Raw genomic sequence first — 13,456 nt, 5'->3', positions numbered from 1 at the left:
GGGTCTTTTGGAGACCTTGGGTGCTTCAGTTTTCATCCTCGCAAGGTAATCACTACAGGTGAAGGGGGTATAATTACTACCAATAATGATGAATTAGATGACAAGTTACGAAAACTAAGGAATCATGGAATGGAATATTACGAAAACAAAAACGATTTTGTTTCAGTCGGTTTTAATAGCAGAATGACTGAAATGCAGGCGGCGATTGGAATTGTTCAGATGTATAAGATAGATGAAATTATATCTAAACGGCAAAAATTAGCACAACTTTACACCGAACTGTTATCAAAAGTATCATGGATTAAAACTCCACAGACAATTAATGGTGCAAATCATATTTACCAGTCTTATGTAATCCTTCTCAAAACTGGTATTAATAGAGATAGGTTAATAGACAAATTAAGAGAGTTAGGAATAGAAACTAATATTGGTACTTATGCTATACATCAAACCAAATACTATAGAAACAAGTATGGTTTTAATGCTAATGATTTTCCTAATGCACGAATTGCTTTTGAGCAAAGCATGGCATTACCTTTGTATCCGAAAATGACAGAAGATGACTTGATACATATAAGTCAAAAACTTATAGAGGTAGGAAATAGGCAATGAGATTAACAAATAAGACATCAGAGCATATTAAACGAAAAATGGGCTCGGCGTTTATATATAAGATATACAAAAGGAGACAGTTACTTGATAAGGTCCCATACGCAATGAATATTGAAATAACAACAAGGTGTAATCTGAAATGTTGGATGTGTCCTCGTCCAAAACACAAAAATGTTAAATCTGGAGATATAGACTTTTATCTTTTTAAGAAAACGGTTGATGAAATGACACACTTGCTAACGAAAAAAACTACTTTCACGCCTGTAGGTCTTGGAGAGCCATTGTTTTATAATAAATTACTCGAGGCAATAGAATATCTAAAGATAAAATGTCCAAATGTTCCAATTCATATAGATACAAATGCAACACTTTTAGATGAAGAAAAATCTGAAATGCTTTGCAGATTACTCTGTAAAAATGATAGGATTCTATTTAGCCTAAACGCAGGTAGTCGTAACACTTATGAGTGGATGATGGGAGTAGATAAGTTTGACTTGGTGGTAAGTAACATAAAAAACTTTTTGGAAATTCGGGAAAAAATAGGAAAGGGACCTAGGGTGATTATCCAAATAATGGATACAAAAAAGACTGCTTCCGAAATTGAAGGATTTAAAAATTTCTGGAAATATTTTATTGGTCCAAGTGACAGTATTTATGTTAGACCGCTTCTAAACTGGGGGGGTAAAATAGAAACAAAAGATATTTGTACCCAAGTGAAAAGGAAAAGATATCCCTGCCTCAGCCCATGGATAGCTGTTGTCATAGATATTAATGGAAATGTCTATCCCTGCTGTGAGGCTCTTTCAACAAGAGAAAATGGTAATTTATTATTAGGAAATATCCAAAGAAATTCTCTGCTGGAAATTTATTCACAAGACAAAATAAGGCAAATTCGGGAGAATATGTTAAATAACCAAAATAGTATTTCTGAATGTTCAAATTGCGATTTTTGGAGTTTTTATTCAAATATTTGGTTTAACATGAAAGGAAGGTGGAGATGACTATTCATCTTTAATGATTACAAAATTCGTATAAATCATAGCGATATCAGAATTTAGAAAGTAAATAGTTAAAGATTATTCCACAAAACAAGTTAAAGATAAATGTAGTGTTAGTCCTTATGATTTTGCTGTAAGCTATGAATTATCTAAAAAATTAGTTGCTTTACCTTTTAATAAAGATATAACTGAAAGAGATGTAAAAAAAATAACTGAAAAATTGAAAGAAATATTACAATGAAAAAGGAACAAAAACTTTATTTCTCACATGGTGACGGTAAAATTAAAAGAGATAAAATAAAAAAAGTTGGGAAAAATGTAATTTTTGAAAAAGGAGTATTAATTTTCCATCCTGAGAATATAGAAATTGGAAATAATGTTTACATAGGACATTATACAATTTTACATAGTTATTATAAAAGTTTAATGAAAATAGGAAATAATGTATGGATTGGCCCCCACTCTTTTTTTCATAGTGCTGGTGGTTTGATAATTAAAGATAATGTTGGAATTGGTCCAAAAGTTATTATCATAACTTCCCAGCATAATCTATCTTTTCTTGATATTCCTATAATTGAAGCACCTGTTGAATTTGCTCCTGTGGAAATAGAAGAAAATTCTGATATTGGCGCTGGCTCTATAATTTTACCAGGTGTGAAAATTGGAAAAGGAGTAGTTATAGGAGCAGGTGCAGTTGTAACAAAAAATATCCCTCCTTTTGAGATTTGGGCAGGAGTTCCGGCAAAAAAAATAAAGGAAAGAAAATGAATATACTTCATCTGCCCTCTAATATTTCAAATCAACCATACTTATTTGTAAAAGGTTTGAGGCAACAAAGAATAAATGCTGATTATTTATTTTTTAAAAAGAAGAAATTTTACGAACAGAAGGGAATTTTTGATGGCAAAAATAGAATCCCGAGATATTTCATTTTAATGAAGAATTTTTGGCATGCTATTTTTAATTATGACATTTTTCACTTCCATTTTAATACATCATTTTTCAAAAACAACGCTGACTTATATATTTTGAAAAAATTAAATAAAAAAATAATTATGCAGTTTTGGGGAAGTGATATTAGGATTTATTCTATTGGCATGAAAATAAATCCATTTTTGTCAGAAATTAAGTCAAATCCTAAAAAAGAGAAAAAAAGATTGGAAAAAATAAAAAAAATCAGTAAATTTGTTGATGCTGCTATAGTTAGTGATGGAGAACTTTTTTATTATATAAAAGATTATTTTAAAAAAATCTTTTTTCTTCCACAAATTTCTGATATTTCTATTTTTAGATTTCCTTCTTTAGAAAAAAAAGAGCCAGTTATTATTCATGCCCCTTCAAATAGGGAATTTAAAGGAACAGAAAAAATTATTGAAGTAATTAAAGAGCTGGAAAAAAAATATAAATTTACATTCAAAATTCTTGAAAATATTCCGAATGAACAAATATTAAATGAGGTTTTAAATGCTGATATAGTAATTGACCAAATTTTAATTGGGACTTATGGAATTTTTTCTATAGAGGCAATGGGATGTGGTAAACCAGTAATTTGTTATATAAATGAGAATTACAGAAAGTTTTATCCTGAGGAATTGCCTATAGTTTCTGCTTCTATTGATAATCTTTATGTCCAATTAGAGAAATTGATAAAAGATGGTAAGTTAAGACATGAAATTGGTAAAAAAAGTAGAGAGTATTTTGAAAAATATCATGCAATAGATGTTGTTACAAAAAAACTAATTGAAATATATAATGAAGTTATTAATGGGGATATAAGAAAAAAATAAGAAGAAATTACAGGTTTTCAGTAGTACTTAAAAAATCCTTCCAAGAAATAACTTTTTTCTCTATAAATTTTAAGAAATTTTCAACTCTTTCAAGATTATTTACCTCATATGTCCAATGGATAGTTATTGGAACAATGATATTTTCTTCTTCTATATCTAAAAGGAAATTATGTATTTCGTTTATATTACCTGATAATGGAAAATAAGAGGGAACAAATGCAGTTTTATTGTCAACAATACATGGGGTAATTAAATATCCCACATATTTAGCAGTGTCAAATCCACCACAGATAATTTTGAAGTGTTTTTTAATTATCTCAAAATTATTTTTGTCAATTTTATCAAAAGGAGGAATAAAAGCAATAGGAAATATTTGTTTTTCTTCTAATAGTTTTATTCCTAATGTTAATTTTTCTTCTACTTCTCCATCAGTTAATCCAATAAATTCAGTTGTTCTTTTTTTATTGACTGACTGATGGGTTAATCCATGCAAAGATATTTCTATATTTGAAAATTCTTTTAAAATTTTTACTTCATTATCATCAAGAAACTTAAATTTAGTATTGTAAATTGACTTTGGATTTAATGAGAGAAAAGGAGTTACTCCCAATAAAAATGGTATATTATATTTACTGAATAACTCAGCAAACTTTAAAAATTCCTTATAATTTTTTTCCCAGTGAGGAAAATCATCAACTCTTATTAGATATTTAAAACTTCCTTTTGGAATTTCTGTCCCTTTCCATTGTGCATATGCCATTCGTATTTTGTTTATTTTTTTAAAAATAAAATAATATTGATAACTTTTTCTTTTATGTGATTGAAAATAAAATTTACTTATAGGAAAAAATTTTAATCCCTCAAATGAGAGTTTTTTATTTTTCTTAATAAACCTATCAATATCATCCTGATTAGGATGAAAATCGTTTAATGTTAAACATAGTGTTGCTTTTTTATTTATTGAAAATTTCATTATATTTAATAAAAGAATATTCTTCTCCATCAGGAGAAATATAAAAAATTTTGTATCCGTTTTCTCTTAATTGTTTTATTGTTTGTTTAGTTTTATAAAGTCCAATTTTTTTGTATCTATGGTGGAATTCTACAAGTAATTGAATAACCTTAATCTCTGAATTTATTATGTCTTCAATAACCATATATTCTCCACCTTCTATATCTATTTTCAAAATATCTATTTTAGTATGTCCTAATTCTTTCATTACCTCTTTTAATCTTTTCACAGGATATTTTACTGTACCCAATGTTTTCCCAGAATCTAAAAGAGAGTATGAAGTGCTTTTGGGATTAGAGGGAATATGAAATTCAGCGGATCCATTAAAATTAGCTATTCCATAAGGATAAAATTTGAAATTTTTTGGAAGATTTTTTGATTGTATCCAATTTTTTGCTATAGGAGTTGGGTCAAAGGCATGAACAATAACTCCCTTTTTATTTATTAAATCTAAATCAAAGGATATATCTCTACCAACTCCAAGTGAATAAATTATTGAATCACTATTAATTTTATCTAAAAAGGATACACAATAATTACCTATCATTTCATATGGGCAAAAAACTTCTATTTTACTCCATACTTCCAGCCCAACTAATTGTTTAAAAAATCTTTCAATTCTATGGCGAATATCTTTTATATTATTCATCTAATTATTTTTATTTAAAATATCAGCAAATTTTTTAGCCATTTCTCTATGACTATATTTCATAATTTCTTCTTTTATCCCTGAGTAACCAATATATCCTTTTTCTTCCCATTCCCTATAATATTTTAGTACTGTTTCTTTCAGTTCACAAACTGTTGTGCAGTGAATACCTGAATCTGTTTCTTTAAGGAGATTAGATACTTCATTATCTTTGTCTCCAATTGAAAGAATTGGTCTAAAACTTGTAAGATACTCAAAAATTTTGCCAGTTAAACATCCTTCTTCTCCTTTTCCTTCTACCTGTATAATAAGTAAAAGTTGACTTTCTCTTTGTTTTTTTAAACACTCTTTTCTTTCTCTTTCTCCATAATACTTAACAACATCTTTTAATCCATATTTTTCTGCCAGAGGCAATACCCAATTTTGATTTTTACCAAAAAATCTTATAGAAATATCATTTGCCTTTATTTTTTGTTCTTTTATTAGTTCGGAAAGTGCTTTAAATAATAGTTCTGGGCTCCTTTTATTTATAAAAAGGGAACCAGTATGTGTTATGGTAAAATTTTCAGTTAATTTTTGTGGTTGCAAATCAATTTCTTCAGGGTCAAAGCCATTAGGGATAAAATAGATATCTTTATTTTTGTGAATTTTTTTCATATCATAAGCCAATTTTCTTGTAACAATTGTAATTGCATCTGCTTCCTTTAAAGTTTCTATTTCAAGATTTCTTTTATATTTATTTATCAGGGTATTATTTTTGTAAAGTGTCCAGGGGTCTCTGAAATCTGCTATCCAGAAGATATTTTTATATCTCTTTTTTAAATTACTACCTACTAAATGACAGGTAGCAGGTCCAAGAATACTTATCATATGATTTATTTTTTCTTTTTCTATTAAATTTTTTCCTGCCTCATAGGCAAATGGCAACCATCCAATTCTATTATCAGGAATATCAATCATCCCGCGGAAAAAACTTTTCACTCTTTTATGAAATGGGGGAAGAGGTAAAGAAATTTTTTTTATTCTTTTTTTTGCCTTTGAAAAATAATACTTAAAAAACTTTTGATATGGCGGATGAGTTTCTATAATTTGAGAATTAATTTCTGGTTCCTGTTGTAAAAGAGGAATAACAAAAACTGGTTCCCAACCAAATTCAGGTAAGTACTTTGCTAATCCCTTTATTCTTAATACACCTACTTTTTTTGATGGTGGAAAATGATATGTAATAATCAGGACTTTTTTCATTTTTTGAACCATTTTGTTAAATTATTATAAAGAAGTGATAATTGGCTACCTGCTATTTCAAAATTATAGTTATTTTTAACAGATCTCGCACTATTTTCTCCCATTTCAATTCTCAACTTTTTATTTTTATATAAAATTAAAATTTTATCTGCTAAATCTTTTGGATGCCCGCATTCAAAGACAAAGCCACAATTGGATTTTTCAACTATTCTTATAAGAGAATTACAATTACTAACTAAAACAGGCTTTTTACATTGCATATACTGAAATAGTTTGTGAGGAGATGAACAATCAGTTTGTACATTTTTTTCAAAAGGTACAGAACAAACAGAACTGGCTAAATAAAAAGAGTAGGTTTTTTCTATTGGTTGCCATTTTATAAATTCAATTTTTTCCTCAACATGCAACGTTTTTGCTAATTTTTCGAATTCCTCTTTGTTCTTTTTAACTCCAACAATGCATAATACAATTTCAGGGTAATTTTTAAGATACTCCATTGATTTTATCAATGTCTCTATCCCTTTATGTAAAGATACAACTCCACTATATAGAATCATAAATTTTTGTGAGTATTTTTCTAATATACTTTTATCAACAACAATATTTTCAAATTCTCCTCCATAATAATTAGGAACAACATAAATTTTTTCTGATGGTATGCAATGTTCTGATAAAATTCTTTCTCTCATTTCTTCACAGGTGGTTATAATAAAATTAGATTCCTTTACAACTTTTTTTTCTATATTCAACCAATATCTGAATCTTTTTGTATTTTTTCTTTTTTTTATCAATTTATAATATGGATAATTTTCATGTAGATCAGCGATTATAGGAATACCAAGTTTTTTGGCTATCTTTAGTGAAACAAAAGCAACTGGCAAATCATGAGCATGTATTATTTCAATTTTGTTTCTTTTTACAAATTGTTCTATTTGTTTATGAAATAACGTCTCTTTCCCTCTAAGAAAATTTAATTTATCCAAAAGGTGATGATATACATTAGGATATATAATAGGCTTTTGTTCAACTAATATTCCTTTATATTCTTTTCTTTTTTCTTCCTGTTTTTTTACTGCTGAAAGTAAATGGAGATTAAAATGTTGAGATAATAAAACTTGTGCTTCTTTTTCAACTCTAATATCAGGTGGAAACTCATCTTCTAAAATCATTCCTATATTCATTTTTTCTCTTTATAAAGTTAATTTTTGTCATTTAAAATCTGTAAAAATACATTTTCCAATTTCTGCCCTTGTTTTTCATAACTAAATTCTTTTATTTTTTCATATCCAGCATTTGAAATTTTTTCCCAGAGTTTTTTATTTTCAATTAAGGCAATAGCGTTTTTAAGCATTTCTGCTTTTTCCCCTGGTTCATTCACAAGGGCTGTTACGCCAGGAATAACAAAATCTGCAATTCCTCCTACATTTGTGGTAATTACTGCACATTTACTTGCCATACCTTCCATAGGTGGATTTGGGCATGCATCTAATTTACTTGGGTAAATAAGAATATCAATTTGTCTATAAAATTCTCTTACTTTTTCTGAAGTTAATCCTTCTGTAAATTTTACAAATGGGGGAATTTTTTTCTCTTTTTCCCAGCCCAATAGATAAAATTCTAATGAAGGATATTTCTCTTTTAACATGTTCATAACCCAGAAACCATCTTCCATTCCTTTATGTTCGGGGTTTTTTCCTGAATAATAAACCATCCCTATTCTTCCATTAAAAATTGGTTTTCTTTCTGGAAAACCAAAAAAATTAAGATTAACCCCATTAACTACAAGAAAAATTCTTTTATCAGGAAATTTCTGCTGGAGTAATGATTTAACCATTGTTGAAGATGTAATTATATAAATATCGGAAGGAATATTCTTTGGTGGATTTAAAGCAAAAAATATGTCAGAAACCCTCATTACTTTTTTTCCCTTAGATAAAGAAAAATGTCCTATTTCTTCTAAAAATTTTGGTGAACGAAAAAATAAAATGTCAGCATCCCTAATAAATTTTTCTTTGCACTTGGGAATAATAAAAACCTTTGGTTTGCACTCAATCCATTTTTGTTTATACTCTCTCCCTTTTAAAATATATCCAATTATTTCTCTAAACTTATACTCTACCCCTTTTTTATATTCTGGGTTAAATGGTTTATAAATTACAACAGAGTTGTTTTTATATAACTGATTAGAAAATTCAATTATTGGCCTTCCTGCTCCACTTGGTTTTTTCCCTATATTGAGAATAATATTTATTTTTATCATAAGAATAATTTAAATTTATAATAATTTTAAATTATATCAAAATTTTATATTTTGTAAAAAATCCCAAAATATTTCTAAATAATTAATTGAGCATACCAGAACATCTTTTTTATTTTTCTCTAAAAACATTAAAACAGATATGTGAAAAAAGTGGATTTATTTATAAAGGGAGTTTTTTCAGATTCCCATGGAGAGAAGGAATAAAGGCAGTTTTTTTGAAAGAGACCAATTTATAGGGTATTACACAGAGGTATGGATGTAATTTTGTTGGACTAAGCACAACGGGGAAAAATTGTGCTTATTGTCTCTGTGGCGAAAATATAAATGGGAATTAGCAATAAGATACCGGGATATAGTTCAAAATCCTTGATAATATTTTATTTTTGCTGTATAATTTTAAGTAGTGTCAAGAAAGAGATAGAAAATAAACATTCCCACTAACTCCCCTTTACCAAGGGGAGAATTACTACATCCCCCTTTGAAAAAGGGGGATTGAGGGGGATTTAATACAAATCCATCCCCACCTTCCTTTGTCAAAGGAAGGGGCAAAAGGAAAGGGAAGGGGTCCATTTCTTATTCTCGGGCTGTAAGTCCCGCCGTTGTTTGTAGGTGGGGGCAGGGGAGATTAAGGAGAGGGGGATTTAAGAAAACCCAGAGTACCGTAAAAACGGCTCTAAAACCAGGGAAAAACCACTTAAAATACTTAGCCAAATTTGGCAGAACCTAATTTTAATATAGAGGGAAATAATGGAAAATTTTATGAATAGAATAGAAATAAATCCAAAAATTTTATTAGGCAAACCAATTATCCATATGACACGTATTCCTGTTGAATTAATTGTTAAATTGGTCGCTCAAAACTGGAAAGAGAAGGATATTCTTAAAGAATACCCCTGTCTAAAAAAAGAAGATATAAGGGCAGCATTTCTTTATGCAGAAAAAGTTATTGAAGAGGAATAAGTTATTTCTGTATATAAAACGACAAGTTGATATTAGAAAATGAGAAAAAGTGTAAATGAAATTAAGACAATTCTAAAAGAGTATTTTCAAAAACACCCGGAAATAGAAGTTGCTTATGTTTTTGGTTCAGTAGCACAAGAAAAAGATAATGTTCTTAGCGATATTGATATAGGTATAATAGTGGACAAAGGACAAATTAATGAGCAATCATATAGATATGGATATAAAGCAGAGATATTAACAGATTTAATTAAATTACTGAAAACAAATAATATAGATTTAGTTATTCTTAATGATGCGAATACTTTACTTAAACATAGAGTTTTATATTTTGGCAAGGTTATTTACTCTAAAAACGAAAAGAATCGTATCCAATTTCAAGTTAATACTATCAATAAATATGCTGATTTTAGGCAGTTTATAAAACAACAGGAGAATAAGTGATTGACAAAGAAATAATTAAAGAGAAATTTAAAGAGTTAAAGCGGTATCTAAAAGAATTAGAAAAATCCAAAAGCATATCTTTTGAAGAGTTTTCTTCATCTTTAAGCAAACAATGGATAATCTGTCATGGTTTACAACTTTCTATTCAGGTGCTCATTGATGTAGGCAATCATATTTTAGCTACACTGAATGAAAACCAAATTTAAGACTATGTAGACATTATAGACAAATTAGGAGAAAAGAATATAATTCCAATAGAATTTAGTAAAAAAATTCGTGGAATGGCTGGATTAAGAAATATTTTAGTTCATGAATATGTTGATATAGACCTGACCAAAATTTATGAGATTTTGCATAAGCACTTAGATGATTTCTACAATTTCATAAATTACATAAATCAATTTATAGAAAAGAATTAGAATCCTCAATACAACAAATGGTTTTGAAGAACTCTCAAATCAGTTTTGTTAATATCTGCTATTTCAGTTGGTTTATAAAAGTGGAGAGAAGGAATAAAGGTAGTTTTTAAAAAATATAAGTAAAGTAGTTAATTATTTTAATCCCTATCTGAATTTGAATAGGGTAAAGAGAAAAGATATAAAAACAAAAAGATGTAGTCCCCAACAACCAAAAAAAGGTGGGATTTTACCTGATTTTGATAGTGCTATAAGAAATGAATAAATCCCATAACTTAAAAATCCAATAACAATTGTTAAACTTAAAACAAGAAATCTCGTAATTTTCTGTTTACTAAGAAAAAATGGGAAAATAGCAAAAAGAATAAAAAGATTAAGTAAGGGATATGCAATTTTCTCATTAAAATATGTTTCTAATAAAAATGGCGAAAATCCCATTTTTTTCAATTCCTTTATTGTGCTTTTTAGTTGATTTATAAAAATTGAATCCGGGTTTTTACCAGCAACTAACAAAATTTCAGATGTTATTGGTAATTCAAATGTTTTTGAATTAAAATTTTCTTCTTTTTTTAAATTTGTATTTTTATCAATTAAGTAGAATTTTCCTTCTTTAAATGTCCAGAGATTTTTCTCCTTCTCAATTCCTTCTTTTGCTCTTATTGAAGTTATACTACCATCTTCTAAAATTATTGAAATCTCTATATTTATAAATTTTCCATCTTTCTCATACCTGTCTGATTTGAAAAGAAATGAAGGGGATGAAAAAGAAATTGATGTTTGATATTCATTTCCTTTTATGGTTTTTGGGACAACATAATTTTTTATATAAAATGTAAATGAACTTATTATTAATGAGGCAAAAAGAAACATAGAGAAAATTTTTAATGAATTTATCCCTGATATTTCAAATATTTTTATTTCATTTGCCTTTACCATCTCGGAAACAAAAAACATCCCAGAAAGAAGGGTTATAAGAGGAGAAATGAGAACAAATGAAGAAGGAAGTGTAAGAATATAATTTGATAATAAAAATTTTTGGCTTCCTGAAATTATATCTGGTAAGTCCTCAAGAATCTGGATTATAAAAAATAAAGAAAGAAGGCATAAAGAAGAAATTAAAAATAACTTAAAAAAATTAAAAAGAATATATTTTATTTTTACCATTTTATCAAATAATATTTTTAAAGCACAAAAGCGACAATTTTTAAAATTCCCCGTTATCTTATTTTTTCAAGAACCCGGTTCTCTGTGAGAACCAGGTTCTTTTATCTTAACTTTTTCAAAGTGGGAAGTACCAATTCTGCCAAACTGTTCAAATTATCTAACTGAAAACTTATTTAAATAATATGTTATAAAGGTGAAAATAAGAACAGGTAAATAGACAAACAAACTAAAATTTAATTTTTTAGCAATAATTTCTCCTAAAATCAAAAATAAAAAGAAAAATAAACTTGTTGCTCCTGCTACTCCAATACATAAGACCCTGCTTTTATTTTTTAATTTCATTCCTATACCAATTCCAAGAAAAACAAAAATTAAAGGTGTAATTCCAAAAGAGATTCTTTCATTTATTTCAATATTTGCATCAATATTATTTTTAATTTTTAATTGAGATAGAGGCAATTCTGATAATTTTTTTTGTGGTTCTTTAAATGAAAAACTTTCTGGAAGTTCAATATGAAAGGTATATTCGGAAAAGTCCAATTTTGAGATTTTATTTGATGCCTGAGATGTTATAAATCCATTTTTCATTAAAAAAATTATGTTATTTGTTTCTGGTACATAATTTATTTTACCTTCTTCTGCTTTTATAAAAAGTGTTATTTTGTCACTTTTCTGTATAATAGAAAGGTTTTTAAAGTTTAAGTCCTTTGATAAATCACCAATATATATAGAAAAATCAGGAAAATCATTTATAATTGTTTTTGGTTGAAAAAAGGCAATAGGATTTTTTGCAGTTAAATTATAAATTGTTTTTCTACTTTGATATTTAATAGATGGAAATATAAGTAAATTGTAATAAATAAGTAAAATAGAACATAAAACAGCAAAAATTAAAAGATTTTTTGTAAGAATAAGGGGATTTATTCCAGAAAATGAAAATATCTGGATTTCTCTGTCATGAGTTAATCTTGAAAAGACAGATGTTGAAGAACTTAAAAGGGTTAAAGGAAAAATATATGGTAATGAAGAAAGGAAAAAATAAATAAGAACTTTAACTACTGAAAAAAAGGAAGCACCTTTAATAATAATTTCTATTGCTTTAAAAATACCATTTATGAGAAAAATAAAGGTGAAAATTAAAAATGATATGATAAAATTTATAAAAAACTCTTTGGAGATATAAATATGTTTAAGTTGTTTTTTCATACAATTTATTGTAAGACAAACAATGCCTTATGTCTATTTTTAAATTTATTTCAGGACCAAAAATGTTATGGATGCGACAAAAAGGAAAAGTTGAGTAAGTATGGATTTTGCCAAAATTGTGAGAAAGAAATTATTTTTTATCAAAACTCAGACACTTTATTTTATCATGTTGCTGCTTATGAAGGTCCTATAAAAAATGCAATACATAAATTTAAGTATGGTAAAAAGAAATTTTATGGAAAGAAACTTGCCCTTTTTGTATATGATAATTTAAAAGAAAAAATACCTGAATTTGATTTAATTATTCCTGTTCCTCTTCATTGGAAAAAAGAGTTTTCAAGAACTTTTAACCAATCAGCAATTATTTCTGTTTATTTAGGAAAATTATTTGGCAAAGATGTATTGATAGATGGGGTTGTTAAGACAAAAAATACTCCATCACAGGTAGAACTAAGTGGTTCAGAAAGAGAAAAAAATGTTTTAAATACATTTAAAGTAAGAAAAACATCTTCAATAAAGGATAAAAAAATTTTACTTGTTGATGATGTTTTTACAACAGGAGCAACGACAAATGAATTGAAAAAGATATTAAAAAAAGCAGGAGCAAAAAATGTAATTGTTATTACAATTGCTAAGACAATTTTGTAATTGTATTTACAATTAAAAAATTTAGTGTTAAAATAAACAAAATATAAAAATAAAT

The 13,456-nt window shown here is 27.4% G+C and carries 15 protein-coding genes and 1 pseudogene; 9 read left to right on the top strand and 7 right to left on the bottom strand.

The genetic code is table 11. The features are described 5' to 3' along the window. The 4 genes from PLW95_02705 to PLW95_02690 form a co-directional block, all read left to right on the top strand. Positions 1-612 (top strand): DegT/DnrJ/EryC1/StrS family aminotransferase (locus tag PLW95_02705; protein ID HOV21575.1); only part of this gene is annotated, 612 nt, incomplete at its 5' end. Continuing rightward, positions 609-1,613: a radical SAM protein gene (locus PLW95_02700; GenBank protein HOV21574.1), complete on the top strand. Its 1,005-nt coding sequence runs from the start codon at positions 609-611 to the stop codon at positions 1,611-1,613. The genes PLW95_02705 and PLW95_02700, both read left to right, overlap by 4 nt. A 234-nt stretch (positions 1,614-1,847) precedes the next feature. Then, complete coding sequence (locus tag PLW95_02695) at positions 1,848-2,378, top strand: acyltransferase (GenBank protein HOV21573.1); 531 nt, start codon at positions 1,848-1,850, stop codon at positions 2,376-2,378. Continuing rightward, entirely contained in the window at positions 2,375-3,397 is a 1,023-nt protein-coding gene (locus tag PLW95_02690; protein HOV21572.1) for a glycosyltransferase, read from the top strand. Before PLW95_02695 ends, PLW95_02690 begins: the two co-directional genes overlap by 4 nt. Before the next feature lie 7 nt (positions 3,398-3,404). Here the strand turns inward: PLW95_02690 and PLW95_02685 are convergent, their stop codons facing one another. From PLW95_02685 to PLW95_02665, 5 genes are read right to left on the bottom strand one after another with little or no spacing between them, the layout of a single operon-like run. After that, the gene (locus PLW95_02685) at positions 3,405-4,370 is read right to left on the bottom strand and encodes a DUF2334 domain-containing protein (GenBank protein HOV21571.1); all 966 of its coding nucleotides are present in this window, start codon (positions 4,368-4,370) and stop codon (positions 3,405-3,407) included. Then, positions 4,351-5,058 carry an FkbM family methyltransferase gene (locus PLW95_02680; protein HOV21570.1) on the bottom strand — a complete coding sequence of 236 codons (708 nt, stop codon included), beginning with the start codon at positions 5,056-5,058 and terminating at the stop codon, positions 4,351-4,353. The genes PLW95_02685 and PLW95_02680 overlap by 20 nt, the downstream gene beginning before the upstream one ends. Then, entirely contained in the window at positions 5,059-6,315 is a 1,257-nt protein-coding gene (locus PLW95_02675; GenBank protein ID HOV21569.1) for a hypothetical protein, read from the bottom strand. After that, positions 6,300-7,484, bottom strand: coding sequence for a glycosyltransferase family 4 protein (locus PLW95_02670; GenBank protein HOV21568.1), 1,185 nt, complete (start codon positions 7,482-7,484; stop codon positions 6,300-6,302). The genes PLW95_02675 and PLW95_02670 overlap by 16 nt, the downstream gene beginning before the upstream one ends. Positions 7,485-7,501: 17 nt before the next feature. Next, on the bottom strand, positions 7,502-8,563 hold the full coding sequence (locus PLW95_02665) for a glycosyltransferase family 4 protein (protein HOV21567.1): 1,062 nt from the start codon (positions 8,561-8,563) through the stop codon (positions 7,502-7,504). Positions 8,564-8,649: 86 nt separating this feature from the next. Between PLW95_02665 and PLW95_02660 the strand changes: the two genes are divergently transcribed. The 4 genes and pseudogenes from PLW95_02660 to PLW95_02645 all read left to right on the top strand — a co-directional run bounded on the left by PLW95_02660 (position 8,650) and on the right by PLW95_02645 (position 10,386). Continuing rightward, positions 8,650-8,799, top strand: coding sequence for a hypothetical protein (locus PLW95_02660; GenBank protein HOV21566.1), 150 nt, complete (start codon positions 8,650-8,652; stop codon positions 8,797-8,799). 511 nt (positions 8,800-9,310) lie between these two features. Then, positions 9,311-9,523, top strand: coding sequence for a DUF433 domain-containing protein (locus PLW95_02655; protein HOV21565.1), 213 nt, complete (start codon positions 9,311-9,313; stop codon positions 9,521-9,523). A 39-nt stretch (positions 9,524-9,562) separates the two neighbouring features. Continuing rightward, a complete protein-coding gene (locus PLW95_02650) occupies positions 9,563-9,967 on the top strand; it encodes a nucleotidyltransferase domain-containing protein (protein ID HOV21564.1) in 405 nt (134 codons plus the stop codon). After that, a pseudogene (locus PLW95_02645) lies at positions 9,964-10,386 on the top strand (DUF86 domain-containing protein). The gene PLW95_02650 and the pseudogene PLW95_02645 overlap by 4 nt, the downstream one beginning before the upstream one ends. A 144-nt stretch (positions 10,387-10,530) precedes the next feature. Here the strand turns inward: PLW95_02645 and PLW95_02640 are convergent. Both PLW95_02640 and PLW95_02635 read right to left on the bottom strand, forming a co-directional pair. After that, entirely contained in the window at positions 10,531-11,547 is a 1,017-nt protein-coding gene (locus tag PLW95_02640) for an LptF/LptG family permease (GenBank protein HOV21563.1), read from the bottom strand. Between the two features lie 153 nt (positions 11,548-11,700). Continuing rightward, a complete protein-coding gene (locus PLW95_02635) occupies positions 11,701-12,753 on the bottom strand; it encodes an LptF/LptG family permease (protein HOV21562.1) in 1,053 nt (350 codons plus the stop codon). Here PLW95_02635 and PLW95_02630 point away from each other — a divergent pair. Next, on the top strand, positions 12,733-13,401 hold the full coding sequence (locus PLW95_02630) for a ComF family protein (GenBank protein HOV21561.1): 669 nt from the start codon (positions 12,733-12,735) through the stop codon (positions 13,399-13,401). The two genes, PLW95_02635 and PLW95_02630, sit on opposite strands and share 21 nt — an antisense overlap. Positions 13,402-13,456: the final 55 nt, after the last annotated feature.

The sequence above is a fragment of the bacterium genome (assembly GCA_035370465.1).
Classification (GTDB): Bacteria; Ratteibacteria; UBA8468; order B48-G9; family JAFGKM01; genus JAGGVW01.
This window is presented reverse-complemented; position numbering and strand designations above follow the sequence as displayed.